Genomic DNA, 25,905 nt, shown 5'->3' on the forward strand with positions numbered 1-25,905 from the left:
GGAAAGAAGGTCCGGTATTGTAACGCCTTGAGCGGACGTGCACGGTCCGCTCCATACGTCGCCCCCGCGAAGGCGGGGGTCCAATTTTGCGTGCGCAGCAGCGGCGCAAATGAACTTGGGTCCCCGCCTGCGCGGGGACGACGTTTTCGAGCTGTTAATACACGCTTAAGTTGACCACTTAATAATCGGCAACACTACTTACCCGGCGATGCAGCCTTGGTAAGATGGCCCATCCACCGGAGGCGTAATGACCGACAACCAACGCGATGTACTCAGTGCCGGCTTTTCGCTGGCGATCGTCCTGTGCGCCCTGTTCGTGACGCAGCGCTTCATCCTGCCGCTGCTGTGGGCCGCGATCCTGTGCATCGCCACGTGGCCGTTGTACGTGCGCGTCCGGACGGCGCTGGGCGGGCGGACACTCCCCGCGGCGGCCCTTGTCACGGTCATCGTCGCCATCGTGTTCATCGCGCCGCTCGCGCTGGGCGTCACGCAGGCCGCGCGCCAGGCGCCGGCGCTGGCGCAGTTGGTCGCGAGCGCCAACACGGAAGGCCTCGCGGCGCCGGAATGGCTGCACCGCATTCCGTTCGCCGGCGACGCCATCTACAACTGGTGGCTGGCCACGCTCGGCCAGCCGCACGGCCTCGCGCACCTGCTGCAGGACGGTTCCGTCGGCCGCATGCAGACCGCCAGCGAAGTCCTGAAGCGCGTCGGCAGCGGCGTGATGCACCGCCTCGTCGACATGCTGTTCGCCTTCCTGTGTCTGTTCTTCTTCTACAAGGACGGCGCCGCGCTGCAGCGCCAGACGAACGCCATCGGTGCCCACCTGATCGGCACGGCGCGCTGGACGCTGTTCTCGCTGAAGGTGCCTGTCGCCGTGCGCGCCACCGTCAACGGGCTCGTGCTCGTCGGCCTCGCGGAAGGCGTCCTGCTCGGCATCGGCTACCAGGTCGCGGGCCTGCCGTCGGCCGTGCTGTGGGCCGCCGCGACGGGCATCCTCGCCATCATCCCGTTCGGCGCCCCGCTCGCCTTCGGCGCCGCCGCCGCGCTGCTCGCGTTCCAGGGCGCGACGATCGCGGCGATCGGGATCCTCGTGTGGGGCGCGATCATCCTGTTCATCGCGGACCACTTCGTGCGGCCGGCGATGATCGGCAATGCGACGCAGCTGCCGTTCGTCGCCGTCCTGCTGGGCATCCTCGGCGGCGTCGAGACGCTGGGGCTCATCGGCCTGTTCGTCGGACCCGTCGTGATGACCTTGTTCGTCACCTTGTGGCACGAGGCACGTGCCTTGCGCGAGTCGAAACCGCTTGACCCTCACGTCACGTGAGGCCTGACCATGGTCCCACGCTGAAGAACGGAGACGAACAATGCTGAAGGTAGGAGAGCTGGCCGCATTGGCCAACCTGACGGTGCGCACCCTGCACCACTACGACAGCATCGGCCTGCTCCGCCCTTCCGCGCGTTCCGATGCCGGCTACCGGCTCTACGACCGCGACGACGTGGCCCGCCTGCACCGCATCCAGGCCCTGCGTGCGTTCGGCCTGAGTCTCGCCGACATCGCCCTCACGCTGGACAGTCCGGCCGGCTCGCCGCTGGCGATCGTCGACCGCCAGCTGGAAGCGCTCGAAGTGCGGATGGCGGAAGCCAGGCGCCTGCGCGACCAGCTGCTGCGCGTGCGCGCCCAACTCGTGCAAGGCAGCGCGCCGGACCTGTCCACGTGGCTCACCACACTGGAGAACACCATGGACATGATCAACGTATACGAACGCTATTTCACCAAGGAGGAACTGGAGCGCCTGCCGATGGTCCGCAGCGATGCCGCGCAGGCGCAATGGCAGGCGATGGTCGAACAGGTGCGCGGCCTGATCGAATCGCAGGTCCCGCCAAACTCGGACGCCGCCAAGGCGTTCGCCCTGCGCTGGCTACAGACGTTCGAGCGCGACACGGGCGGCGACGCGGCGCTGCAGGCGAAGCTGAACGCGATGGTCGAGCGCGAAAAGGACGCCGTCGGCATGCCGGCGCAGATTTTCGACTACGTGAAGGCCGCCGTCGGCGAACTGAAATCCGACACGTGGGCGAAATACCTGCGGCCGGAAGTGCTCGACCGCATGCGCCGCCACGTCGCCACGCGCGGCCAGGAGTGGACGCCCCTGATCGCGCAGGTACAGGCCGAGATCAAGGCCGATCCGGAAGCGACGGGCCCGCGGGCGCGCGACCTGGGGCGCCAGTGGATGGCGCTGTTCCACGACATGGTCGGCACCGACCCGCAGGACGTCGACGCCTTCCGCAAGGCCACCGCGACGGAACCCCTGCTGCGCATGGGACCGGGCATCGGCGACGCGACGCTGGCCTGGCTGCGCAAGGCGCTGACCGCTTGAAGTAACACCGGGGTCAGAGCCCGATTTTTGGCAATTTCTCCAAACCGGGCTCTGGCCCCGGTTTTTGGCAACAAAAAAGGCACCCGCGGGTGCCTTTTTGTTGGGGTTACGGCATCACGCCAGCTTGCCGTGGCAAGCCTTGAACTTCTTGCCGCTGCCGCACGGGCACGGGTCGTTGCGGCCGACCTTCACGCCCATGTAGGTGGTGGCCGGATCGTCCGCCATCGCCGTCGTGCCTGGAGTGACTGCGAGCGGCGCCATCAGTTCTTCCGGCGCTGCCGTCGGGTCGAAGTCGGCGTGCTGGTAGTTGACGTTTTCCAGATGCGCCGCGGCCGCCTGCATCGCCGCTTCCGCCGCCTCGACTTCCTCGCGGGTCTGGATGCGGACGGTCATGATGGTGCGGATGACCTCGTTCTTGATCTGGTCCAGCATCGTGCCGAACAGTTCGAACGCTTCGCGCTTGTACTCCTGCTTCGGGTTCTTCTGCGCATAGCCGCGCAGGTGGATGCCCTGGCGCAGGTGGTCCAGCGCGGCCAGGTGCTCGCGCCAGTGCGTGTCGATGTTCTGCAGCATGACATTGCGCTCGAAGCCGCCGAACGCTTCCTTGCCGACGATGCCGACCTTCGCTTCGTACGAGCTTTCCGCAGCGGCCAGCACGCGCTCGAGGATGTCGTCGTCGTTCAGGTTCGGCTCGTCCTCCAGCATCTTCGCCAGCGGCACCGGGAGCGCCCATTCGTCGGCCAGCACGCGCTCCAGCGACGGGATGTCCCACTGCTCTTCCACCGACTCCGCCGGCACCCAGGTGCGCACGACGTCGGTGAACACGCCGATACGCAGCGATGCGATCAGCTCGGAGATGTCGGCCGCTTCCAGCAGTTCGTTACGCTGAGTGTAGATCACCTTGCGCTGGTCGTTGGCGACGTCGTCGTATTCCAGCAGCTGCTTGCGGATGTCGAAGTTGCGGGCCTCGACCTTGCGCTGCGCGCCTTCGATCGAGCGCGTGACCATGCCGGCCTCGATCGGTTCGCCTTCCGGCATCTTGAGGCGGTCCATCACGGCGCGCACGCGGTCGCCCGCGAAGATGCGCAGCAACGGGTCGTCCAGCGACAGGTAGAAGCGCGACGAACCCGGGTCGCCCTGGCGACCGGAACGGCCGCGCAGCTGGTTGTCGACGCGGCGCGACTCGTGGCGTTCGGTGCCGATGATGTGCAGGCCGCCCTGCGCGACGACGTGGTCGTGCAGCGACTGCCATTCCTCGCGCAGCTTGGCCGATTGCTCGGCCTTCTGTTCCGGCGTCAGCGCCTCGTCGGCCTCGATGAACTGGATCTGCTTCTCGACGTTGCCGCCCAGGACGATGTCGGTACCGCGGCCCGCCATGTTGGTGGCGATGGTGATCATCTTCGGACGACCAGCCTGCGCGATGATCTCCGCCTCGCGTGCGTGCTGCTTCGCGTTCAGCACGTTGTGCGGCAGCTTGGCCTGGTCCAGGATACCCGACAGCAGTTCCGAGTTCTCGATCGACGTCGTGCCGACGAGGACCGGCTGGCCGCGCTCGTAGCAGTCGCGGATGTCGTTCAGCATCGCCTGGTATTTTTCCTGCGCCGTCTTGTACACCTGGTCCTGGCGGTCCTTGCGCTGCGACGGACGGTTCGGCGGGACGACGACGGTTTCCAGGCCGTAGATCTCCTGGAATTCGTACGCTTCCGTATCCGCCGTACCGGTCATGCCGGACAGCTTGCCGTACATGCGGAAGTAGTTCTGGAAGGTGATCGAGGCCAGCGTCTGGTTCTCGTTCTGGATGCGCACACCCTCTTTCGCTTCCACGGCCTGGTGCAGGCCGTCGGACCAGCGGCGCCCCGTCATCAGGCGGCCGGTGAATTCGTCGACGATCACGACTTCGTTGTTCTGCACGACGTAGTGCTGGTCCTTGTGGTACAGCACGTGCGCGCGCAGGGCGGCGTACAGGTGGTGGATCAGCGTGATGTTGGCGGCGTCGTACAGCGAGGCGCCTTCCGGCAGCAGGCCCATCTTCGTGAGGATGGCCTCGGCCTTCTCGTGGCCGGCCTCGGTCAGCAGCACGGTGTGCGCCTTCTCGTCCTTCGTGTAGTCGCCCGGGACTTCGATGTTGCCCTTGCCGTCCGGGGTCTCCTCGCCGATCTGCAGGGTCAGCAGCGGCGGGACTTCGTTGATCTTGTGGTACAGCTCCGTGTGGTTCTCGGCCTGGCCGGAGATGATCAGCGGGGTGCGCGCTTCGTCGATCAGGATCGAGTCCACCTCGTCGACCACGGCGAAGTTCAGGCCACGCTGCACGCGCTCGCGCATCTCGTAGACCATGTTGTCGCGCAGGTAGTCGAAGCCGTACTCGTTGTTGGTGCCGTAGGTGATGTCGGAGCCGTAGGCTTTCTGCTTGCTGTCGTGATCCATCTGCGACAGGTTCACGCCGGTGCTCAGGCCGAGCCAGCCGTACAGGCGGCCCATCTGTTCGGCGTCGCGCTGGGCCAGGTAATCGTTGACCGTCACGACGTGCACGCCCTTGCCGGACAGCGCGTTCAGGTACACGGGCAGGGTCGCCATCAGCGTTTTACCTTCGCCGGTGCCCATCTCGGCGATCTTGCCGTAGTGGAGGACCATGCCGCCGATCAGCTGCACGTCGAAGTGGCGCATCTTCATGACGCGCTTGGCAGCTTCGCGGCAGACGGCGAAGGCTTCCACGAGGATGTCGTCCAGCGTGGCGCCCCGGCCAGGCGTTGCTTGAATTCGTTTGTCTTTGCCTGGAGATCGGCATCGGACAGCGCTTCCATCTGCGGCTCGAGCGCGTTGATCTCGCGTACGGATTTTTGGTATTGCTTGAGCAGACGCTGGTTACGGCTGCCGAAAATCTTGGTCAGGAATGACATGCTGTGTTCTTCAAAAGTACGCCGCGAAAAAGGTCCGAGGAGCCCAGGATGATAGCAAAAACATATCTACCCGAGAGCACCAATGGCAAAAAGCCACCGATTTTATCATGCGATCCGGCCACACTTGGGGGTCGCCCGGCGGATCACAAGTGCGGCTGGCAAAAAATGTTATCAAACTGCATTCGATTTCACACAACGCGCACGATTCTTGGCGGCAGGGTGCGCGGCTGTGGTATGTTCCAAGCATGCAGTCTTCTAATCAGCAGCGTCCATTCCATATCTACGGCACCCGCGACCGCAAGACGGCCTTCGGCGCCACCGACTTCCTGCGCGCCAACGACCGCCTCGCGGCCCTGATGCCGACCGCCCTGCGCGTGGGCAATCTGCAGCGTGACGTCAAGGTCATCCTGCCGCCGATGTACGCCGGCTGCGACGTGCTGTCGTTCCAGGATGCCGTGCTGACCCTCGCCGTGCCCTCTTCCGCCGTCGCGGCCAAGCTCAAGCAGCAGCTGCCCAAGCTGCAGGCGGGTTTGCAGAAAAAGGGATGGCAGGTGGAGAACGTGCGCATCAAGATCCAGATGCGGCCTAACGTGCCCGTGCGCGAGGAGGCGAAGCCGTCCTCGCTGACCTTGCCGCCGACGGCGGTGGATGCGTTCGAGCAGTTGGGAGAGACGTTGCCGGAAACGCCGCAGAACGCGGCGCTGATCGCGGCAATCAGAAGGCTGGCGGAGCGACGCAAGTAGGGTGGACAGCTCCACCCGGCGATGTGCTGTGACGTGGCGTATCCGCCGTCCACGCGTTCATGCAGCGTCGGCGCACCATCAGGTCAGCGCCCACTCCCGCTCCATCTGCGCGCCGTAGGACACCGGCGCCCGCTCCTGCGCCTCGAACGTGACGATCTCGTAGGATTCCGGATGCGCCAGCAACTCGCGCAGCAGCAGGTTGTTCAGGCCATGGCCCGACTTGTGCGCCTCGTAGCTGGCCAGAAGCGGCGAGCCGACGAGGTACAGGTCGCCGATCGCGTCGAGGATTTTATGACGCACGAACTCGTCGTCGTAGCGCAGGCCGTCCGCATTCAGGATCCGGTATTCGTCCATCACGATCGCGTTTTCCAGCGAACCGCCGCGCGCCAGGCCCATGCCGCGCAGGCTTTCCACGTCCTGCATGAAGCCGAACGTGCGGGCACGCGCCACGTCGTGCACGTACGAGACCTTGCCGAAGTCGACGACGGCGCGCTGCGTCGTGCCGTCCACGGCCGGGTGGTTGAATTCGATGAAGAAGTCGAGCTTGAAGCCGTCGTATGGCGTGAGGCGCGCCCATTTCTCGTTGGCGCCGCTGCCCTGGCGGACTTCCACGGGTTTCAGCACGCGGATGAATTTCTTGGGCACGGCCTGCTCCTGCACGCCCGCCTGCTGCAGCAGGAAGACGAACGACGACGCGGAACCGTCCATGATCGGGATTTCTTCGGCCGTGACGTCGACGTACAGGTTGTCGATGCCGAGGCCGGCGCAGGCCGACATCAGGTGCTCGACGGTCGAGACGCGCGCATTGCCCTGCGTGAGCACCGACGCCATGCGGGTATCGCCCACGATATCGGCATTCGACGGGAACTCGACGATAGGGTCGAGATCGACGCGGCGGAACACGATGCCCGTATCGGCGGCCGCCGGACGCAGGGTCAGCTCGACCTTGGTTCCGGAGTGCAGGCCGACACCTGTCGTGCGGACCAATTGTTTGATGGTTCGTTGTTTGAGCATCGTTCGATTATATCGTAGGGCTTTCGCGCCTGCCGGAGGCCCCCACCCGGCGGTGGCTGGAACACCACGTTTTCACGGATGCTCGGCCTCCGCGTGGGTGGTTTCGTGGCGGATCAGGTACAGGCCACTGCCGATGATGATGGCGGCACCCAATAAAGTGTATTCATCTGGCAAGGTTTTCCACATGAGCCAGTCGATCGCCACGCCCCACGCGAGGGCCGTATACTCGAACGGCGCCACCACGGACGCCTCGCCATGGCTGAACGCTTCCGTCAGCGCCAGCTGGCCGAAGAAGCCGCTGACGGCCAGCATCAGGATCAGCAGCAGGTGCTCCGCCTGCACGGGCACCCATGCAGGCGCGGCCATGGGCGTCGCGCCGGTGGCCATCAGCACCATCAGCCAGAACATCATGTGCTCGCCCCGATCCGTGCGCGCGAGTACGCGTCCGGCCACGGCCGAGACGGCATAGCATACGGCCGCGATCAGCACCGCGAGGCCGCCCAGCGAGAAAAAGCCGGCGCCGGTCGGCCGCAGCACGACGAGCACGCCGGCCATGCCGACGCCGATCGCGATCCAGCGCGCACCGTTTACGCGCTCGCCCAGCACGAACACGGACAGCGCCGTGATCAGGATCGGACCGACGAAGAAAATCGAATACGCTTCGGCCAGCGACAGCGTCTTGAGGCCGTACGTGAACAGGGCCAGCATCGCGATGCCGATCGCGCCGCGCAGCAGGTGCAGCGGCCAGCGGATGCGCAGCAGCGAGCGCTGCCCGCCGCGCCAGAACAGGTACGCGCCGACGAGCGGCAGCGCGGACAGCGCGCGGATCGCCGCCACCTGCAGCGCCGGGAAATGCGCGGACAGGAGCTTCATCGTCATGTCCATGATGGAGAACATGGCGACGCAGACCAGCATCGCGCGGATGCTGCGCATGTTCCCGGCAAGCCGGCTCACGGGCGCATCTCTCACAGCCGCAGCTCCATGAACAGCGACAGCGGATCCTCCCGGTGGTCGCCGAACGGTGCCCGGCGCTCGAAGCCGAGGCGCTCGTACAAACCGATGGCTTCCGGCTGATGAATGCCGGTCTCCAGCCGCAGCACCGACAGGCCGGACATCCGCGCGAACATCACGAGGTGTTCGAGCAGCTTGCGGCCCGTCCCCAGTCCGCGCCTGCGCTCGTCGACGAACATGCGTTTGACTTCGCCATATTCCTGCTTGTTGACGAGCGCCGCGCAGCCCACCGCCGCGCCGTCCACGTCGCGCGCCACGAGGAACAGCACGTCGCCCTGCATGAGCGACGCGATGTCCATCAGGTGGTTGCTCTCGGCCGGATACAGCGCGGCGCAGTACGCGTCGAGACGCGCGAGCATGTCGCGCACCTCGGGCTGGTCCGGCGATTCGGTGTTGATGATCAAGCGTCGATCAGCCCAGTTGCTTGAGCAGCGTCTCGGCCGACGACACGTCGAAGCCACCGCTCTCGACGTTCAGCTGCTTGACGACGCCGTCCTGCACGAGCATCGAGTAGCGCTTCGAGCGCACGCCGAAGCCCTTGGCGACGAGGTCGAATTCCAGGCCGAGGGCCTTGGTGAACGCGGCGCTGCCGTCGGCCATCATGCGCACGATGCCGGTGGCCTTCTGGTCGCGGCCCCACGCGCCCATCACGAATGCGTCGTTGACGGAGATGCACCAGATCTCGTCGACACCCTTGGCTTTCAGCCGGTCGGCCAGCTGGATGTAGCCGGGCAGGTGCTGGGCCGAGCAGGTCGGGGTGAAGGCGCCGGGTAGGCCGAAGATGGCGATGGTCTTGCCTTTCACGAGGTCGGCCACGTTGAACGTGTTCGGGCCGAGCGCGCAGCCTTCGGTTTCGACGTCGATGAATTCCTGCAGGGAGCCTTCGGGCAGGCGGTCGCCGATCTGGATCGTCATGGTGGTATTCCTTTCAAGTTTCAAGAACCCGCAAGTATGCCTGATCCAGCCCAAACCGGGGTCAGAGCCCTTATTTTGGCAACTGCCCGCAAGCTATTTCCAAAAATCGGGCTCTGACCCCGGTGTTGAAAAACGAAAGGCCAGGCTGCTTGGAACAGCCTGGCCCCGCATCATGGAGCGCCGGTGGTCAGCCGGCGTTGGAGTCTGCTACTTAGTCGGCTTGCTTGCGCAGGAACGCCGGGATGTCGTAGGTCTCGACACCGTTGTTCTGCATCGCGCGCACCTGCTCGGAGGCCTGCTCGCGGCGCCACACGGCCGGCTGCTTCATGCCGTCCATCGCGCCGGCGCCGGTCGCCGTACCCATGGTCACGCCGGCCGTCACGCCCGGGGTGCCGGACATCATCGGCGCGCCGTACGTGCCGGTGCGCAGGACCTGCTGCGGCTGCACCAGCGAGATGTTGGCCTTGTTCTTGCCCAGGCCCGTCGCGACGACGGTCACGCGCAGTTCGTCGCCCATCTCGTCGTCGTAGGCGATGCCTTGTGCGATCGCGGCGTCCGGCGCAGCGAAGGCGCGCACGGCGGCCATGACTTCCTTGATCTCCTTACCTTTCAGGCCGCGCGACGCGGTGACGTTTACCAGCACGCCCTTCGCGCCCGACAGGTCGATGCCGTCCAGCAGCGGCGAAGCGACGGCCTGTTCGGCGGCGATGCGCGCGCGGTCGACGCCCGACGCGGTCGCGGTGCCCATCATGGCCTTGCCCTGCTCGCTCATGATGGTCTTCACGTCGTTGAAGTCGACATTGATGTGGCCCGGGACGTTGATGATCTCGGCGATACCGGCGACGGCGTTGTTCAGCACATCGTCCGCATGCTTCATCCAGTCCAGCATCGATTCGTCTTCGTAGATGTCTTCCAGTTTTTCGTTCAGGATGACGATCAGCGAGTCGACGTGCTTGGTCAGTTCGTTCAGGCCGTTTTCGGCGACGTCCATGCACTTCTGGCCTTCGTACGAGAACGGCTTCGAGACGACGGCCACGGTCAGCGCGCCCAGGCTCTTGGCGACTTCCGCGACGATCGGCGCGGCGCCGGTGCCCGTGCCGCCGCCCATGCCGGCGGCGATGAAGACCATGTGCGCACCGCGCAACGCGTCTTCGATGCGCATGCGCGATTGCTCGGCCAGCTGGCGGCCGATTTCCGGACGCATGCCCGCACCCAGGCCGGACTCGCCGATCTGGATGATGTTGTGGGCGCTGGATGCGGCCAGCGCCTGGGCGTCGGTATTCGCCGCGATGAACTCCACGCCGGCCACGCCCTTGTTGATCATATGCTGGACCGCATTGCCACCCGCGCCGCCAACGCCGACGACCTTGATGACGGTGCCCAATGCTGCGTTATCGACCATATCGAACTCCATGATGAACTCCTAATCTCGATGAGCCGTTTCCAAGCCCGAATCCTCGCGGACATCGCCAGGACTCGAGATTGGAAACGCGCCACTATTTTAAAAATGTTTCGTGTCCGTTACCAAGCAAATCTGCTACTAGCTGTTACTAAACCTCGAAAAACCCGCCACGCGTTGCGTTTACGTTGTTCCCATCCTGGCTCACGCGCGCCGCGGTCCTCCGCCGCCTCAGAAATTCCCGAGGAACCACTCTTTCATTCGTTGCCACACTGCCTTCACCGATCCATCCTGACGCGTGACGATGTGACCGCGCAGGTACTGTTTTTTCGCTTCCAGCAGCAGACCGAGGACCGTCGCGTAGCGCGGGCTGCGCACGACGTCCGCCAGTTGCCCCCGGTATTCCGGCGTGCCGAGGCGCGCCGGTTTCAGGAAGATGTCTTCCGCCATTTCGATCATGCCCGGCATGATCGACGAGCCGCCCGTCAGCACGATGCCCGACGAGAGCACGCCTTCGTAGCCGGACTCGCGCACGACCTGGTGCACCATCGCGAACAGTTCTTCCACGCGCGGCTCGATCACGGCCGCCAGCGCCTGGCGCGACAGCGCACGCGGACCGCGGTCGCCGAGGCCCGGCACTTCCAGCGACTCGCCCGGATCGGCCAACACCTGCTTGGCCACGCCGTAGCGGATCTTGATCTCTTCCGCCTCGCCCGTCGGCGTGCGCAGCGCCATCGCGATGTCGCTCGTGATCTGGTCGCCGGCGATGGGGATCACGGCCGTGTGGCGGATCGCGCCATCGCTGAAGACCGCGATGTCGGTGGTGCCGCCGCCGATGTCGATCAGCACGACGCCCAGTTCCTTCTCGTCGTTCGTCAGCACGGAATCGGCCGACGCCATCGGCTGCAGGATCAGGTCCGACACCTCGAGGCCGCAGCGGCGCACGCACTTTACAATATTCTGGACCGCGGACACCGCACCGGTGACGATGTGCACGCGCACCTCGAGGCGGATGCCGCTCATGCCGATCGGCTCGCGCACGTCTTCCTGGTTGTCGACGATGAATTCCTGCGGCACCGTGTGCAGCAGCTGCTGGTCGGTCGGGATGTTCACGGCCTTCGCCGTCTCGATCACGCGCGCCACGTCCGTGGCCGTCACTTCCTTGTCCTTGATGGCGACCATGCCGCTCGAGTTGAACGAGCGGATATGGCTGCCGGCGATCCCCGCGTACACGTTGCGGATCTTGCAGTCGGCCATCAGCTCGGCTTCTTCGAGCGCGCGCTGGATGGATTCGACGGTCGCTTCGATGTTGACGACAACGCCTTTCTTCAAACCCTTGGACTCGTGCTGGCCCAGTCCGATCACCTCGTGGCGCCCATCGGCCATCACCTCGGCCACCACCGCCACCACCTTCGAGGTACCGATGTCGAGGCCGACGATCAGGTTCTTCGCGTCTTTTGTCATGTTTGCTGTCGCCTGCTTAAATTAGATCTGCTTTGTAGTTTTGGTATTTGTTTTTTTCTTGACTGCCGCCTTCACGGGCTTGGACGCATCCGCCGGCACGGTCAATGCCGCCGAGGACAATGCGAGACCGTTCGGATAGCGCATGTCGATGGTATCGATGCGCCCTTCCTGCAGTCTAGCCACCAGCTGGGGGTAAATGCTCACCAGCCGCTGCACGCGTCCGTGCAGTGTGTCCTTGTCCTTCTCGCGTCCCAGCTCCACGCTCATGCCGTTGTTCAGCCTCACCGTCCAGGCGTAGCGGTTCGACAGGCTGATCGACTCCGGCGTCAGGCGGATCGGCGCGAACCAGCCGCGCAGTTCCGCGAAGCGCGTGAGCACTTCCTTCTCGCTGCCGGTGGGACCATCGAACGCAGGCAGTGCGTGGTCCTCATCGGCCTCGGCCAGGTTGGCCGTGAACACGTCGCCCTTCACCGACAACAGCTTGCCGTCCTCGCCCCACGTGCCCAGCGCCTCGTGCTCTTCGACCTGCACGATCAGCTGGTTCGGCCACTCGCGGCGCACGCTGGCCTTGCGCACCCACGGCACGGCCTCGAAGGTGGTGCGCACCTGTTCGAGGTCGCTCGTGAAGAAGTTACCGCTGATCTTCCCGAGCACCCCGTTACGCACCGTCAGCTCGTTCACGTGCTGCAGGTCCAGCCCGTACATGCTCTCGACCCGCACCGCGCGCAACGTGAACATCGGGCGCTGCGACAGCCACCACACTCCCGACGCCACGCACGCGAGCACCACCAGCGCGGTCAGCGCGCTGGCGGTTGCGTTCAGAGCTCGCACGTCATGCCACATCTTTGTTTCCTTATCCCTTCTTCGCCTGTCCAGCTTTCAGGCTGGCGGAGCGCAGAATATCCACGCACAGGTCTTCGTAACTCGTGCCCTCGGCGCGCGCCGCCATCGGCACGAGCGAGTGCGTCGTCATGCCCGGCGACGTGTTCACCTCCAGCAGGAACGGTGCATTGTCCGACTCGCGCAGCAGCACGTCGATGCGGCTCCAGCCTTCGCAGCCGAGCGCGCGGTACGCGTTCACGACGTGGGCCTGGATCGCGGCGGTCGTCGCCGCATCGAGCGGCGCCGGGCAGTGATATTTCGTGTCGTCCGTGAAGTACTTGTTCTGGTAGTCGTAATTGCCCTCGGGCGCGACGATCTCCACGATCGGCAGCGCGCGCGCGGTGGGGCCGCTGCCCAGCACCGGCACGGAAAACTCCCTGCCCTGGATGAACTGCTCGACCAGCACCACCTTGTCGTACTGGCGCGCCAGGTCGACGGCGGCCTGCAGCGCAGCCGCATCGGTCACTTTGGTGATGCCGATGGTGGAGCCTTCGAGCGGCGGCTTGACGATCAGCGGCAGGCCCAGTTCGGCCACGATGGCATTCGCGTCGACATCCGCGCCGGCGGCGATGGTGACGTAGCGCGGCGTCGGCACACCGGCCGCCAGCCACACGATCTTGGTCGTGACCTTGTCCATGCCGACGGAGGACGCCATCACGCCGCTGCCCGTGTACGGGATGCCCAGCAGTTCCAGCGCGCCCTGCAGCGTGCCGTCCTCGCCGTAGCGGCCGTGCAGTGCGATGAACACGCGGTCGAATTTTTCCGCGGCCAGTTCGGCCAGCGAGCGCTCGGCCGGGTCGAACGGGTGCGCGTCGATGCCCTTCGATTTCAATGCCTGCAGCACGCCGCTGCCCGAGATCAGCGAAATCTCGCGCTCGGCGGACCGGCCGCCGAACAATACCCCGACCTTGCCCAGGGCTTTTGCGTCGGTTTCAGGAATGCTCACGATGCTACCTTTTGATTCGATGTCAGTTGATGGGGAACGCCGCCGATGGAGCCGGCGCCCATGGTGAGCACGACGTCGCCGTCGCGCGCCACCTTGAGGATCGTCGCCGGCATGTCGGCGATGGCTTCCACGAACACCGGTTCGACCGCGCCGCCCGCGCGCAGCGCACGCGCGAGCGCGCGGCCGTCCGCCGCCACGATCGGCGCCTCGCCGGCCGGATACACTTCCGCCAGCAGCAGCACGTCCGGCGCCGCCAGCACCTTGACGAAGTCCTCGAACAGGTCACGGGTGCGCGAATAGCGGTGCGGCTGGAACGCCAGCACGAGGCGGCGGCCCGGGTACGCGGCGCGCGCGGCGGCCAGGGTCACCTGCGCTTCCACCGGGTGGTGGCCGTAGTCGTCGACGAGCGTGAAGCTGCCGCCCTGCGGCAGTTCGATCTCGCCGTAGCGCGTGAAGCGGCGGCCCACGCCGTTGAATTCGCGCAGGCCCTGCGCCGTCGCTTCGTCGGGCACGCCGATCTCGCGTGCGATCGCGATCGCGGAGCACGCGTTCAGCACGTTGTGCATGCCCGGCTGGTTCAGCACGAAGTCCGTGTCCGGATAGCCTTGCTGGCGCACGGTGAAATGCATCTGGATGCCGACGGCGCGCGCGTTCAGGGCGCGCACTTCGGCCTCTTCCGAGAAGCCGTAGGTCGTCACCGGCTTCGTCACCTGCGGCAGGATGGAACGCACGTTGGCGTCGTCGATGCACATCATGGCGCGGCCGTAGAACGGCAGGCGGTGCGTGAAGTTGACGAACGCCGCCTTCAGCTTTTCGAAGTCGTGCTCGTACGTTTCCATGTGGTCGGCGTCGATGTTGGTGATCACCTCGATCATCGGCGACAGGTTCAGGAACGACGCATCCGATTCGTCCGCCTCGGCCACGATGTAATCGCCGGTACCCAGCTTCGCGTTGGCGCCGGCGCTGTTCAGGCGGCCGCCAATGACGAAGGTCGGGTCCAGGCCGCCCTGCGCGAGCACGGAGGCGACGAGGCTCGTCGTCGTCGTCTTGCCGTGCGTGCCGGCGATGGCGATGCCGCGCTTCAGGCGCATCAGCTCACCCAGCATGATGGCGCGCGGGACGATGGGGACTTTCGCGGCGCGCGCGGCGACGACTTCCGGATTCGCCTCGTTGACGGCGGTCGACGTGACGACGGCGTCCGCGCCGGCGATGTTGCCGGCCGCGTGGCCGATGCGCACGTCCGCGCCCAGTTGCTGCAGGCGCTGGCTGGCCGCGTTCGACGCGAGGTCCGAGCCCGATACTTTATAGCCGAGGTTCAGCAGCACTTCCGCGATGCCGCTCATGCCGCTGCCGCCGATGCCGACGAAGTGAATGTGTTTGATCTTGTGTTTCATTGTCCGCCGTTCGCCAGTTCTTCAAGTACGCGCGCGATCGCCGCATTGGCGTCGCGCCGTCCCACCGCCTGCGCCGCCTCGGCCATCGCCAGGCAGTCGTCGCGCGTGGTGGTTTGCAGCAGCTTTGCCAGCTGCTGCGGATTCAGTTCGCCCTGCGGCAGGTGCACGGCCGCCTTCTGCCCCGCCATCCAGGTCGCGTTGTCGCGCTGGTGGCTCGTCGTGCTGGCGACGAACGGCACGAGCACGCTCGCCACGCCCGCCGCCGTCAGTTCCGACACGGTGATCGCGCCGGCGCGGCAGATCACGAGGTCCGCGTTCGCATATTCCGCCGCCATGTCGTCGATGAAGTCGACGACGTTCGCCTGCACGCCCGCCTGCGCATATGCCGCACGCAGCGCGTCGATGTTCTTCTTGCCCGACTGGTGGGTGACCGTCGGCCGCAGGCCTTCCGGGATCAGTGCCAGCGCGGCCGGCACGCTGTCATTGAGCACCTTCGCACCGAGGCTGCCGCCCACGACGAGGATATTCAGCGGTCCGCTGCGGCCGGCGAAACGGTGGCCCGGCGACGGCATCTCGAGGATCTCCTTGCGCACTGGATTACCGGTGACGACGGCTTTACCGGCGGCCTTGCCGAAATCGGCCGGGAAGCCGAACAGCACGCGCTGTGCGAGCGGCGTCAGGGTCTTGTTCGACAGGAGCAGGGCCGCATCCGCATTCACGAGCGCCAGCGGAATGCCGCGCGAACGCGCCATCATCCCGCCCGGCACCGTCACGTAGCCGCCCATGCCCAGCACGACGTCCGGCTTGCGCAGGGCCAGGTACTTGCGGCACGAGGCAAAGCTGGCGACCAGCTTGAACGCGCCGGACACCGTGTGCGCGATGCCCTTGCCGCGCATGCCGGCGAAGTCGATGGAATCCATCGGGATGCCGTGCTTCGGCACGATGTCCTTTTCCATGCCGTGCTGCGTGCCCAGCCACGACACTTCCCAGCCGCGCTCGCGCATCGATTGCGCGATGGCGATGCCGGGGAAGATGTGGCCGCCCGTACCGGCGGCCATGATCATCAAGCGTCTTGTCATTGCCGGCCTCCCCGCATCCGTACCCGGTTTTCGTAATCGATGCGCAGCAGGATCGCGAGACCGACGCAGTTGAACAGCACGCCGGAACCGCCGTAGCTCATCAGCGGCAGGGTCAGGCCCTTGGTGGGCAGCAGGCCCAGGTTCACGCCCATGTTGATGAACACCTGCACGCCGATCCAGATGCCGATGCCTTTCGCGGCGAGGCCGGCGAAGTGTTGTTCCAGCGCGATGGCCTGGCGGCCGATGTCGAAGGCGCGCTTGACGAGCCAGTAGAACAGGCCGATCACGACGAGAACGCCGACGAGACCGAGCTCCTCGCCGATGACGGCCATGATGAAGTCCGTGTGCGCTTCCGGCAGGTAGTGCAGCTTCTCCACGCTGCCGCCCAGGCCCACGCCGAAGAACTCGCCGCGGCCGAATGCGATCAGCGAATGGGTCAGCTGGTATGCCTTGTCCAACGCATTGCCCTCTTCCCACGGGTTCATGTACGCGAACATGCGCGCACGCCGGAACGGCGACAGCGCGATGATGGTCGAGAACACGAGCACCAGGACGGCGCCGATCCCGCCGAACCAGATCATGTTGAAGCCGCCGAGGAACAGGATGCCCATCGAGATGCAGACGACGACGCCGAACGCGCCGAGGTCGGGCTCCAGCATCAGCAGCGCGCCGACGAGCGCCATCGCGGCGGCCATCGGCATGAAGCCCTTCGTCAGCTTGTGCATGTACTGCTGCTTGCGCACCGTGAAGTCGGCCGCGTACAGCACGGACACCACCTTCATGATCTCGGACGGCTGCAAATTGAAAATCTTCAGCGACAGCCAGCGCCGGGCGCCGTTCACGACCACGCCGACGCCGGGGATGAGCACGAGCGACAGCAGGACCAGCGTGGCAACGAACATCAGCGGCGCAAAGCGCTGCCACGTCGCGACGGGGATGCGGAAGACGAACAGGCCCGCCACCATCGAGATCGTGATGAACATGGCCTGGCGCACCAGGAAGTAATTATTCTTGCCGGCCAGGTAGGCGAACTTGGGGGAGTCCGGCAGCGCGACCGACGCCGAGTACACCATCACCATCCCGAACAGCATCAGGAGCACCACGACCCACACGAGCGGCTGGTCGTATTCCATCATGCGCGACGGCCGTGCGCGCGTCGCGATCGGCGCGTCGCTGGCGCTGCCGCCGAACTTGAAGGGAATCTGGAAAGGCATCAGATCTCCTGTCCCTTCTCGAGCGCGATGTCGCGCACGGCGTCCACGAAGACCTGGGCGCGGTGCGCGTAGTTCGTGAACATATCCAGGCTCGCGCAGGCGGGCGACAGCAGCACGACGTCACCCGACTTCGCCAGACCGTTCGCGCGGCGCACGGCTTCCGGCAGGCCCGGAAGCTCGAAGCACGGCACGCCGGTGGGCTCCAGGGCGGCGCCGATGGCGGGGCCGTCGCGGCCGATCAGCAGCACGGCGCGTACGTAGCGCGCGCACGGGCCGGCCAGCGGGCTGAAATCCTGGCCCTTGCCGTCGCCGCCCGCGATGAGCAGGATCTGGCGGTCCGTCTCGCCGAACGTTTTACCGAGGCCTTCCAGCGCGGCGACGGTGGCGCCGACGTTCGTGCCCTTGGAATCGTCGTAGTACTCGACGTTGTCGATGCTGGTGATGAGCTCCACGCGGTGCGGCTCGCCCTGGTATTCGCGCAGGCCGTGCAGCAGCGGCGCCAGCGGCAGGCCGACGGACCGGCACAGCGCCAGCGCGGCCAGCGCGTTCGAGGCGTTGTGCAGGCCGCGGATGTGCAGCGCGTCGGCAGGCATCAACCGGTTGATGACGACTTCGACGGGTTCGGCCGGCTCGTTTTTCTTTTTCTTCTTCTCGGGTTCTTCGCCCGGGTTCGCATTCGCCAACCACAGCACGCCACGCTCGTTCACGAGGCCGAAGCTGCCCGGCGCATCCGGTTCGCCGGTGCCGAACGTGGTGATCGCAGCGCCCGGCGCCGTCATGCCCATCACGACGCTGTCGTCGCGGTTCAGCACACGGACGGTGTCGGCGCCGAAGATGCGGGCCTTGTCGGCGGCATAGGCGGCCATGCTGCCGTGCCAGTCGAGGTGGTCCTGCGTGATGTTCAGGACGGTCGCGGCGTCCGGGTTCAGGCTGTACGTCGTGTGCAGCTGGAAGCTGGAGAGTTCCAGCACCCAGGCTTGCGGCAGCTCGTTCGCATCGATCACCTCGCGCAGCACGTCCAGCGCGGCGGGGCTGATGTTGCCGGCGACCTTCGTCGTGAGACCGGCGCGGCGGCACAACAAGCCGGTGAGGCTCGTCACCGTCGTCTTGCCGTTCGTACCCGTGATGGCGATGACTTTCGGGGAGTACCCCTGCTCCGCCTTCAGGTTCGACAGCGCCTGCGCGAACAGCTCGATCTCGCCCCACAGCGGCACGTGGCGTGCGGCGGCTGCCGGCGCGATCTCGGCCAGTTCACGGTCCGGCGCCAGGCCGGGGCTGACGGCGACGAAGTCCACGCCGTCCAGCAGGTTCGCCGTGAACGGGCCGGCGACGAATTCGGCATCCGCTACGGCAGCGCGCAGCGCGGGCAGGCGTGCCGGCTCGGCGCGCGTGTCGGCCACGCGCACGCGGGCGCCCGAGCGCGCGAGCCACAGCGCGATCGCCAGGCCCGATTCGCCGAGCCCCAGTACCAGTGCGGTTTTGCCGTCGTAGTTCATATCAGCGCAGTTTGAGGGTGGAGAAACCGATCAGGACCAGGATCATCGTCACGATCCAGAAACGGACGACGACCTTGGTCTCCTTCCAGCCCTTCTGTTCGAAGTGGTGGTGCAAAGGCGCCATCAAAAACACGCGGCGTCCCTGGCCATACTTCTTTTTCGTGTACTTGAACCAGCTGACCTGGATGATCACGGACAGCGTCTCGGCGACGAACACGCCGCCCATGATGAACAGGACGATCTCCTGGCGCACGATGACGGCGATGGTGCCGAGCGCGCCGCCCAGCGCCAGCGCGCCCACGTCGCCCATGAACATCTGCGCGGGGTGCGCGTTATACCAGAGGAAGGCCAGGCCCGCGCCGGCCATCGCGCCGCAGAAAATCAGGAGTTCGCCGGCGCCCGGGATGTGCGGGATGAACAGGTATTTCGAATACGTCGCGTTACCGGTGAGATAGGCGAACAGGCCCAGGGCGCCGCCCACCATCACGGTCGGCATGATGGCGAGACCGTCCAGGCCATCCGTGAAGTTGACGGCGTTGGAAGCCCCCACGATCACGCAGTACGTGAGCGCGATGAAGCCCCACACGCCCAGCGGATAGCTGATGGTCTTGAAGAACGGGACGATCAGGTCGGCCTTCGGCGGCAGGTCCATCGAGAAGCCGGACTGCACCCACGCGAAGAACAGCTGCCACACTTCCCACGGCGTCGCGGCGGACACGGAGAACGCGAGGTACAGCGACGAGGTAATGCCGATCAGCGACATCCAGAAGTATTTTTCGCCCGAGCGCATGCCCTCGGGGTCCTTGTAGACGACCTTGCGGTAATCGTCGACCCAGCCGATGGCGCCGAAGCCCAGCGTAACGACGAGCACGGGCCAGATCAGGCGGTTCGACAGGTCGCACCACAGCAAGGTCGAGACGCCGATGGCGATCAGCACGAGCACGCCGCCCATGGTCGGGGTGCCGTGCTTGGACAGGTGCGTCTGCGGACCGTACGTGCGCACGGCCTGGCCGACCTTCATCTCGGTGAGCTTGCGGATCACGGCCGGGCCGCACAGCATGCCGATGCTGATGGCGGTGATGGTCGCGAACACGGCACGGAACGTGATGTAGTTAAAAACGCGCAGCGGACCGAGATAGTCCTGAAAATATTGTGCGAGCCAAAGCAGCATAAGTCTAGTGGGCTTCCTTGCCGGTGTTGGTTGATGCGGTCAGGTGTTGGACCACGCGTTCCATCTTCATGAAGCGCGAGCCCTTCACCAACACAGTTGCGTCAGATTTGCTGCCCAGTTTTTGATCCAGTGCTGCCAATAATTCGTCGAACTGCTCGTAGTGTTGCGCTCCCGATCCGGCCATGTGGCGAGCCAGGTCGCCGGTCGCGAGCACGGTGTCGATGCCGCGGCTTGCGGCATACGCACCGATTTCCTGGTGAAACTCAGGTCCTTGCGTGCCAACCTCGCCCATGTCGCCCAGCACGAGGACGCGCGGCGACGGGTATTGCGCGAGCACGTCGATGGCGGCGCGCACGGAGTCGGGGTTGGCGTTGTACGTATCGTCGATGACGGTGGCGCCGTTCGAGGCCTGCTTGCGCTGCAGGCGGCCGCTGACCGGCGCGAACGCTTCCAGGCCGCGCACGACGGCGTCGACGGGGATGCCCGCCGCAAGGGCGCAGGCGGTGGCGGCCAGCGCGTTGCGGACGTTGTGCGACCCGGCGGCGTTCAGTTGGATCGTGAAGCGTTCGACACCCGCGGCGACGGCGAGTTCGCTGCCGAATTCGGTCACGGTGTACGTCGCGCGCACGTCGCATGCATCGGTCAGGCCGAACGTCAGCACCTTGCGCTCGCCCGCCAGTCCGCGCCACAGATCGGTGTATTCGTCATCGCCCGGGAACACGGCCACGCCGTCCGCCGGCAGCGCCTGCAGCACGGCGCCGTTCTCGCGCGCCACCGCTTCCACGGTGTGCATGAATTCCTGGTGCTCGCGCTGGGCGTTGTTGACGACGGCGACGGTCGGCTCGGCGATGGCGGCCAGGCGCGCGATCTCGCCCGGGTGGTTCATGCCCAGTTCCACGACGGCGGCCTTGTGCGCGTCGGTCAGGCGCGTCACGGTCAGCGGCACGCCGATCTCGTTGTTCAGGTTGCCCTGCGTGGCCAGGCGTCCTTCCGCGCCGAAGGCGGCGACGAGGATGGCCGAGATCATTTCCTTGACCGTCGTCTTGCCGTTGCTGCCCGTGACACCGATGACGGGAATGGCGAAGCGGCGGCGCCAGAAGTTGCCGATGCGGCCCAGCGCGACGAGCGTGTCCGGCACGACGATGGCCGGCAGCGGATAGTGGTCGGGGAGCTTCTCGACGACGACGGCTGCTATCGGCTTGTCCACCAGCTGGCCGAGGAAGTCGTGCGCATCGAAGCGTTCGCCGCGCAGGGCGACGAACAGCGACCCCGGCATCACCTGCCGGCTGTCGGTCGACACCCCCTGGAAGTACGCGTCGCGCGTGACGCGCGCGCCTTCGATGGTTGCCAGCACTTGCTCGATCGAGCCACGAATCATCAGACAGTCCTCATCATGGTGAGCCGCGCGGTCAGCGCCAGCGCGGCGTGGTCGGCGTCGGAAAACGGAATCTTCCGGCCCTTGATTTCCTGGTAAGGCTCATGGCCCTTCCCCGCCAGCAGGATCACGTCCGGCCTGGCGGCATGCTTCACGGCCGACAGGATCGCGGCGGCACGGTCCTCGATGGCCTGGTGCGTCGACGTCGGATGGTGCGGGTCCATGCCGGCCACGATCTGCTCGATGATGGCGCGCGGTTCCTCGCTGCGCGGGTTGTCGCTCGTCACGAGCACGTGCTCCGCCATCTGGGAGATGCGGCCCATTTGCGGACGCTTGCCCGGATCGCGGTCGCCGCCGCAGCCGAACACGCACCACAGCTGGCCGCCGCGCTCCTGCGCGACCTGGCGCAGCGCTTCGAGCGTCTTTTCCAGCGCGTCCGGCGTGTGCGCGTAGTCGATCACGACCATCGGCGCGTCGTGGCCGCCGAGCTGCTGCATGCGGCCCGGCGCGGGGACGAGCGCCTCGACGGCGTCGAGCGCGGCGCGCAGTTCGACGCCTTTCGCCAGCAGCGCGCCCAGCACCGCCAGCACGTTGCTCGCGTTGAAGTGGCCGACCATGTGCGTGCGCGCGACCGCGCTGCCGTACGGCGACTCGATGTGGAATTCGCTGCCGTTTGGACGGCTGCGCAGGTTCGATGCGCGCAGCACGGCGACGCCGTCCAGCACCGGTTGCTCGTGGACCGCACGCAAGGTGTAGCCGAGGACGGCCACTTCCGGTCGTTCGCTGCGCAGGTGCCGCGCGATGCGCACGCCCGCTTCGTCGTCCAGGTTGACGACGGCCGTTTTCAGGCCCGGCCAGTCGAACAGCTGGCGCTTCGCCGCTTCGTACGCCGCCATGTCGCCGTGGTAGTCGAGGTGGTCGCGCGTGAGGTTCGTGAACACGGCCACGTCGAAGTGCATGCCGGCCGTGCGGTGCTCGACGAGGCCGATCGACGACACCTCGATCGCGAGCGACGTCGCGCCCGCGTCGCGTAGCCTCGCGAGTTCCGTCGCGAGCAGCACGGCGTCCGGCGTCGTGTAGCCGGTCGCGTCGAATTCCGGCTCCGCGCGGCCGCGCACGAGGCCCACGCCGAGGGTGCCGATGACGGCGGCGGTCTCGTTCAAATGGGCCAGTGCCTGCGCGATCCACAGCGCGCACGAGGTCTTGCCGTTGGTGCCCGTGACGCCGACGGTGAACATGGCGGCATCGGGCGCGCCGTAGTACGCGTGCGCGATCGGGCCGGCGTTCTTTTTCAGGTCCTGCGTAGCCAGATGGGGCACCGTCAAAGCGGCGTCCCAGGTGAATTCGCGGTCGTCGTACACGACGGCGGCGGCGCCGTTCTCGATGGCGGAGCGGATGAAGCGGCGGCCGTCGGCGGCCTCGCCCGGATAGGCGAAGAACACGTCGCCGCTGCGCACGCGGCGCGAGTCGGAAACGAGACGGCCGCCTGGTGCGGCGGCCTTCATCCAGTCGATGATGTTCGGCGTCTCGGCCATCAATTACTCTCCTCGAGCGGATGTTCCGGAATGATGATGTCGGTGACCGTGGAGTCGGGCGGCACGTTGGCGGCCCGTAGTGCATTCGCGGCCAGCGCCGCGAACGTCGGCGCCGCGACCGCGCCGCCGGTGTGGAACGGTCCGGATGGATCGTCGATCATCACCGCGATGACGAAACGCGGGTTCGACATCGGCGCGATGCCGACGAAGTTGCCGACGTAGTGCGTCTGCGAATAGCGGCCGTTGATGACTTTCTGCGCCGTACCGGTCTTGCCGCCGACGCGGTAACCGGCCACCTGCGCCTGCGATGCCGTACCCTGCGGGCTCACCACCGATTCCACCATCGTGCGCATCTGCGCGGCCGCCTTCGGCGAGATGATCTGCTGGCCGACCGGCTTGTCGGTCACCTTCTGGAACGACAGCGGAATGACGTCGCCGTCGCGCGCGAAGATCAGCCACGCATGCGCCAGCTGCAGCAGCGACATCGAGATGCCCTGGCCGAACGACATGTTGGCCTTGGCGACGATCGGCCACGATTTGTAGGGACGCACGCGGCCGGCCGCGGCGCCCGGGAAACCGTAGCGCGGTGCCTGGCCGAAGCCGACCTTGGTGAACATCTCCCACATCTCCTGGGCCGACAGCAGCTCGGAGATCTTGGTCGTGCCGATGTTGGACGATTTCTGGATGATGGTGCCGACGTCGATGACGCCGTGCGGGTGGGTATCGCGGATCGTGTGGCCGCCGGTCTGGTAACGGCCGTTGCCAGTGTCGAACAGCGTGGTCGGCTTGATCAGGCCCTTGTCCAGCGCCAGCGCGACGGTGAACGGCTTCAGGGTGGAACCCGGCTCGAACGTGTCGGTGATGACGCGGTTGCGCAGCTGCTCGCCCGTCAGGCGCGAGCGGTCGTTCGGGTTGTACGTCGGCCAGTTGGTCAGCGCCAGCACCTCGCCCGTGTGCACGTCCAGCACGACGGCGGCGCCGGCCTTGGCGTGGAACTTCTCGACGGCCTCCTTGATGCTGTTGAAGGCGATGTACTGCAGCTTGGAATCGACCGACAGCGTGATGTCCTTGCCGTCGTGCGGCTCGCGCGACAGGCCCACGTCCTCGACGATGCGGCCCAGGCGGTCCTTGATCACGCGCCGGCTGCCCGTCTGGCCCACGAGGTTCTTCTGCTGCGCGAGCTCGATGCCTTCCTGTCCCACGTCCTCGACGTTCGTGAAGCCGACGATGTGCGCCATCACCTCGCCTTGCGGGTAATAGCGCTTGTATTCCTTGCGCGTGTCGATGCCGTCGATGCCGAGCTTCTCGATCTTGGCGATGACGTCCATCTCCACCTGGCGCTTCAGGTAGACGAAGGTGCGGTCCGAGTCGAGCTTCTTCAGCAGGTCGGCCTCGGGCAGGTCGAGCAGTTGCGCCAGTTCGCGCAGCTTGGGACGCGGCGAATCCAGCACGTCCTCGGGGATCGCCCACACGGCCTTCACCGGCAGCGACGACGCGAGCACGATGCCGTTGCGGTCGAAGATCTTGCCGCGCGTGGCCGGCAGTTCGAGCGTGCGCTCGTAGCGGCTCGCGCCCTGCTTCTGCAGGAAGCGGTTGGAGACGCCCTGCAGCCACATCGCGCGTCCGGCCAGCGCGAAGAACGCGGCGAACAGCACGAACAGGACGACGCGCGAGCGCCAGTCCGGCAGCCGCACGGCCAGCACGGGGCTCTTGGAAAACGCCACGCCCTTGGCGGCGGCGACGCGGGATCCGTTCGTGCCGGCCTTCATTTACCACCTTCCATCAGGTATTGGGTACGCGCCGGAGACAGCGGTGCCATGTCCAGCTGCTTGCGCGCGATCTGCTCGATGCGTTCGTTCTTGCCGAGGGTGGACTGGTCGAGCTGGAGCTGTGCCCAGTCGATCTCGAGCTGGCGCTGCTGCTGTACCAGCTTTTCCTGGTCGATGAACAGGTGGCGCGCCTGGTAGCGCGCGTTCACGACCGACAGCGCGCAGCCGACGAGGAGCACGGTCAGCACGACGTTCAGCTTGCCCGTCATGCGTCCGCTCCCAGCCGTTCGGCCACGCGCAGCACCGCCGAACGGGCGCGCGGATTGGCGTCGACTTCCACGCCGGAGGGTTTCGTCTTGCTGATCAACTTCATCAAGGGCTTGGGCAAATCGACGGCGCGGATCGGCAACCGGCGGTCCGGTTGCTCGACCTTGGCCTTCGACGCCAGGAACTGCTTGACCATGCGGTCTTCCAGCGAGTGGAAGCTGATCACGGACAGGCGCCCGCCGGGCGCCAGCAGTTCGAAGGCGGCGTTCAGACCTGCTTCAAGGTCCTCAAGCTCTTGATTGATGAAAATCCGGATAGCCTGAAAGGTGCGGGTTGCCGGATCCTTGCCTTTCTCCCGGGTTTTGACCGCGTTTGCCACGATTGCGGCAAGCTGTCGTGTGCTTGAAATTGGTTCGATTGCCCGGCCAGCAACAATCGCCTTTGCAATCTGAAAAGCAAACCGTTCTTCCCCATAATCCCGAATCACCTTTTCCAGTTGTTTCTCCGGCACTTCGGCCAGCCAGGCGGCGGCGGAAATACCCCGTGTCGTATCCATCCGCATGTCCAGGGGACCATCGTTGCGGAAGCTGAACCCGCGGCTCGCATCGTCGACCTGGGGCGAGGAGATGCCCAGGTCCAGCAGGATGCCGTCGACCTGGTGCACGCCCCGCGCCGCCAGCGCTTCGCGCATCGTCGCGAAGCTGTCGTGCACGATCGAAAAGCGCGGATCGTTCATCTGTTCGGCCGTCGCGATCGCCTGGAGATCCTTGTCGAAACCGATCAGGCGCCCCTCGGGCGCCAGTTTCGACAGGATCAGCCGGCTATGACCGCCGCGGCCGAACGTGCCATCTATATAAATGCCTGCCGTGCGATCGCCTTCGAGGGCGAGTGCATCGACTGCTTCATCCAACAGCACCGTACGATGCTGCAAACCGGGCACCGGCTGAGTCACATTCATG

At 65.9% G+C, this 25,905-nt stretch carries 21 protein-coding genes and 1 pseudogene; 3 read left to right on the plus strand and 19 right to left on the minus strand.

Going from position 1 to position 25,905, the window contains the following annotated elements; all coding sequences use genetic code 11:
- Nucleotides 1-247: 247 nt before the first annotated feature.
- Both P0M04_RS03310 and P0M04_RS03315 read left to right on the plus strand, forming a co-directional pair.
- On the plus strand, nt 248-1,324 hold the full coding sequence (locus P0M04_RS03310) for an AI-2E family transporter (RefSeq protein WP_259448770.1): 1,077 nt from the start codon (nt 248-250) through the stop codon (nt 1,322-1,324).
- Nucleotides 1,325-1,364: 40 nt separating this feature from the next.
- Entirely contained in the window at nt 1,365-2,375 is a 1,011-nt protein-coding gene (locus P0M04_RS03315; protein WP_259448769.1) for a MerR family transcriptional regulator, read from the plus strand.
- A gap of 114 nt (nt 2,376-2,489) precedes the next feature.
- On the opposite strand, the pseudogene secA reads toward P0M04_RS03315, so the two are convergent.
- Nucleotides 2,490-5,272: pseudogene (gene secA, locus P0M04_RS03320) on the minus strand (preprotein translocase subunit SecA).
- Nucleotides 5,273-5,517: 245 nt separating this feature from the next.
- Here secA and P0M04_RS03325 point away from each other — a divergent pair.
- Complete coding sequence (locus P0M04_RS03325; protein ID WP_259448767.1) at nt 5,518-6,015, plus strand: DciA family protein; 498 nt, start codon at nt 5,518-5,520, stop codon at nt 6,013-6,015.
- A gap of 78 nt (nt 6,016-6,093) precedes the next feature.
- On the opposite strand, the gene lpxC is transcribed toward P0M04_RS03325, so the two are convergent.
- The 18 genes from lpxC to rsmH form a co-directional block, all read right to left on the minus strand.
- Nucleotides 6,094-7,029: a UDP-3-O-acyl-N-acetylglucosamine deacetylase gene (lpxC, locus tag P0M04_RS03330; RefSeq protein ID WP_259448766.1), complete on the minus strand. Its 936-nt coding sequence runs from the start codon at nt 7,027-7,029 to the stop codon at nt 6,094-6,096.
- 72 nt (nt 7,030-7,101) lie between these two features.
- On the minus strand, nt 7,102-7,944 hold the full coding sequence (locus P0M04_RS03335; RefSeq protein WP_259449144.1) for a DMT family transporter: 843 nt from the start codon (nt 7,942-7,944) through the stop codon (nt 7,102-7,104).
- A gap of 50 nt (nt 7,945-7,994) precedes the next feature.
- Nucleotides 7,995-8,444, minus strand: a complete 450-nt coding sequence (locus P0M04_RS03340; RefSeq protein ID WP_259448765.1) for a GNAT family N-acetyltransferase — start codon at nt 8,442-8,444, stop codon at nt 7,995-7,997.
- A gap of 7 nt (nt 8,445-8,451) precedes the next feature.
- Nucleotides 8,452-8,955 carry a peroxiredoxin gene (locus tag P0M04_RS03345; protein WP_259448764.1) on the minus strand — a complete coding sequence of 168 codons (504 nt, stop codon included), beginning with the start codon at nt 8,953-8,955 and terminating at the stop codon, nt 8,452-8,454.
- A gap of 211 nt (nt 8,956-9,166) precedes the next feature.
- A complete protein-coding gene (gene ftsZ, locus P0M04_RS03350; protein WP_259448763.1) occupies nt 9,167-10,369 on the minus strand; it encodes a cell division protein FtsZ in 1,203 nt (400 codons plus the stop codon).
- Nucleotides 10,370-10,585: 216 nt separating this feature from the next.
- On the minus strand, nt 10,586-11,818 hold the full coding sequence (gene ftsA / locus P0M04_RS03355; protein ID WP_105380921.1) for a cell division protein FtsA: 1,233 nt from the start codon (nt 11,816-11,818) through the stop codon (nt 10,586-10,588).
- A 21-nt stretch (nt 11,819-11,839) separates the two neighbouring features.
- Nucleotides 11,840-12,661: a cell division protein FtsQ/DivIB gene (locus P0M04_RS03360; protein ID WP_259448762.1), complete on the minus strand. Its 822-nt coding sequence runs from the start codon at nt 12,659-12,661 to the stop codon at nt 11,840-11,842.
- A gap of 10 nt (nt 12,662-12,671) precedes the next feature.
- A complete protein-coding gene (locus tag P0M04_RS03365) occupies nt 12,672-13,646 on the minus strand; it encodes a D-alanine--D-alanine ligase (protein ID WP_259448761.1) in 975 nt (324 codons plus the stop codon).
- Nucleotides 13,643-15,040, minus strand: coding sequence for a UDP-N-acetylmuramate--L-alanine ligase (murC, locus tag P0M04_RS03370; RefSeq protein WP_259448760.1), 1,398 nt, complete (start codon nt 15,038-15,040; stop codon nt 13,643-13,645). Before murC ends, P0M04_RS03365 begins: the two co-directional genes overlap by 4 nt.
- Nucleotides 15,037-16,119, minus strand: a complete 1,083-nt coding sequence (gene murG / locus P0M04_RS03375; RefSeq protein WP_259448759.1) for an undecaprenyldiphospho-muramoylpentapeptide beta-N-acetylglucosaminyltransferase — start codon at nt 16,117-16,119, stop codon at nt 15,037-15,039. Before murG ends, murC begins: the two co-directional genes overlap by 4 nt.
- On the minus strand, nt 16,116-17,333 hold the full coding sequence (gene ftsW, locus P0M04_RS03380) for a putative lipid II flippase FtsW (protein WP_259448758.1): 1,218 nt from the start codon (nt 17,331-17,333) through the stop codon (nt 16,116-16,118). Before ftsW ends, murG begins: the two co-directional genes overlap by 4 nt.
- Complete coding sequence (murD, locus tag P0M04_RS03385) at nt 17,333-18,829, minus strand: UDP-N-acetylmuramoyl-L-alanine--D-glutamate ligase (RefSeq protein ID WP_259448757.1); 1,497 nt, start codon at nt 18,827-18,829, stop codon at nt 17,333-17,335. The genes ftsW and murD overlap by 1 nt, the downstream gene beginning before the upstream one ends.
- A gap of 1 nt (nt 18,830) precedes the next feature.
- Complete coding sequence (mraY, locus tag P0M04_RS03390) at nt 18,831-20,000, minus strand: phospho-N-acetylmuramoyl-pentapeptide-transferase (RefSeq protein WP_259448756.1); 1,170 nt, start codon at nt 19,998-20,000, stop codon at nt 18,831-18,833.
- 4 nt (nt 20,001-20,004) lie between these two features.
- The gene (locus tag P0M04_RS03395) at nt 20,005-21,375 is read right to left on the minus strand and encodes a UDP-N-acetylmuramoyl-tripeptide--D-alanyl-D-alanine ligase (protein WP_259449143.1); all 1,371 of its coding nucleotides are present in this window, start codon (nt 21,373-21,375) and stop codon (nt 20,005-20,007) included.
- Between the two features lie 2 nt (nt 21,376-21,377).
- Entirely contained in the window at nt 21,378-22,910 is a 1,533-nt protein-coding gene (locus P0M04_RS03400; protein ID WP_259448755.1) for a UDP-N-acetylmuramoyl-L-alanyl-D-glutamate--2,6-diaminopimelate ligase, read from the minus strand.
- Nucleotides 22,910-24,679, minus strand: a complete 1,770-nt coding sequence (locus P0M04_RS03405) for a peptidoglycan D,D-transpeptidase FtsI family protein (RefSeq protein ID WP_259448754.1) — start codon at nt 24,677-24,679, stop codon at nt 22,910-22,912. The genes P0M04_RS03400 and P0M04_RS03405 overlap by 1 nt, the downstream gene beginning before the upstream one ends.
- Complete coding sequence (gene ftsL, locus P0M04_RS03410) at nt 24,676-24,948, minus strand: cell division protein FtsL (RefSeq protein ID WP_259448753.1); 273 nt, start codon at nt 24,946-24,948, stop codon at nt 24,676-24,678. Before ftsL ends, P0M04_RS03405 begins: the two co-directional genes overlap by 4 nt.
- A complete protein-coding gene (rsmH, locus tag P0M04_RS03415) occupies nt 24,945-25,904 on the minus strand; it encodes a 16S rRNA (cytosine(1402)-N(4))-methyltransferase RsmH (protein WP_259448752.1) in 960 nt (319 codons plus the stop codon). Before rsmH ends, ftsL begins: the two co-directional genes overlap by 4 nt.
- Nucleotide 25,905 lies beyond the last annotated feature (1 nt).

This window comes from Telluria mixta, assembly GCF_029223865.1.
GTDB lineage: Bacteria > Pseudomonadota > Gammaproteobacteria > Burkholderiales > Burkholderiaceae_D > Telluria > Telluria mixta.

What these genes read in the sequence shown, in the direction of transcription:
- ftsL (WP_259448753.1), bottom strand. Translation starts at nt 24,948, where the DNA reads ATGACGGGCAAGCTGAACGTCGTGCTGACCGTGCTCCTCGTCGGCTGC.
- ftsW (WP_259448758.1), bottom strand. Translation starts at nt 17,333, where the DNA reads ATGCCTTTCCAGATTCCCTTCAAGTTCGGCGGCAGCGCCAGCGACGCG.
- P0M04_RS03315 (WP_259448769.1), top strand. Translation starts at nt 1,365, where the DNA reads ATGCTGAAGGTAGGAGAGCTGGCCGCATTGGCCAACCTGACGGTGCGC.
- ftsZ (WP_259448763.1), bottom strand. Translation starts at nt 10,369, where the DNA reads ATGGAGTTCGATATGGTCGATAACGCAGCATTGGGCACCGTCATCAAG.
- ftsA (WP_105380921.1), bottom strand. Translation starts at nt 11,818, where the DNA reads ATGACAAAAGACGCGAAGAACCTGATCGTCGGCCTCGACATCGGTACC.
- rsmH (WP_259448752.1), bottom strand. Translation starts at nt 25,904, where the DNA reads ATGAATGTGACTCAGCCGGTGCCCGGTTTGCAGCATCGTACGGTGCTG.
- murD (WP_259448757.1), bottom strand. Translation starts at nt 18,829, where the DNA reads ATGAACTACGACGGCAAAACCGCACTGGTACTGGGGCTCGGCGAATCG.
- P0M04_RS03310 (WP_259448770.1), top strand. Translation starts at nt 248, where the DNA reads ATGACCGACAACCAACGCGATGTACTCAGTGCCGGCTTTTCGCTGGCG.
- murG (WP_259448759.1), bottom strand. Translation starts at nt 16,119, where the DNA reads ATGACAAGACGCTTGATGATCATGGCCGCCGGTACGGGCGGCCACATC.
- P0M04_RS03405 (WP_259448754.1), bottom strand. Translation starts at nt 24,679, where the DNA reads ATGAAGGCCGGCACGAACGGATCCCGCGTCGCCGCCGCCAAGGGCGTG.
- P0M04_RS03325 (WP_259448767.1), top strand. Translation starts at nt 5,518, where the DNA reads ATGCAGTCTTCTAATCAGCAGCGTCCATTCCATATCTACGGCACCCGC.
- P0M04_RS03360 (WP_259448762.1), bottom strand. Translation starts at nt 12,661, where the DNA reads ATGTGGCATGACGTGCGAGCTCTGAACGCAACCGCCAGCGCGCTGACC.
- P0M04_RS03345 (WP_259448764.1), bottom strand. Translation starts at nt 8,955, where the DNA reads ATGACGATCCAGATCGGCGACCGCCTGCCCGAAGGCTCCCTGCAGGAA.
- P0M04_RS03335 (WP_259449144.1), bottom strand. Translation starts at nt 7,944, where the DNA reads ATGCTGGTCTGCGTCGCCATGTTCTCCATCATGGACATGACGATGAAG.
- mraY (WP_259448756.1), bottom strand. Translation starts at nt 20,000, where the DNA reads ATGCTGCTTTGGCTCGCACAATATTTTCAGGACTATCTCGGTCCGCTG.
- P0M04_RS03400 (WP_259448755.1), bottom strand. Translation starts at nt 22,910, where the DNA reads ATGGCCGAGACGCCGAACATCATCGACTGGATGAAGGCCGCCGCACCA.
- lpxC (WP_259448766.1), bottom strand. Translation starts at nt 7,029, where the DNA reads ATGCTCAAACAACGAACCATCAAACAATTGGTCCGCACGACAGGTGTC.
- murC (WP_259448760.1), bottom strand. Translation starts at nt 15,040, where the DNA reads ATGAAACACAAGATCAAACACATTCACTTCGTCGGCATCGGCGGCAGC.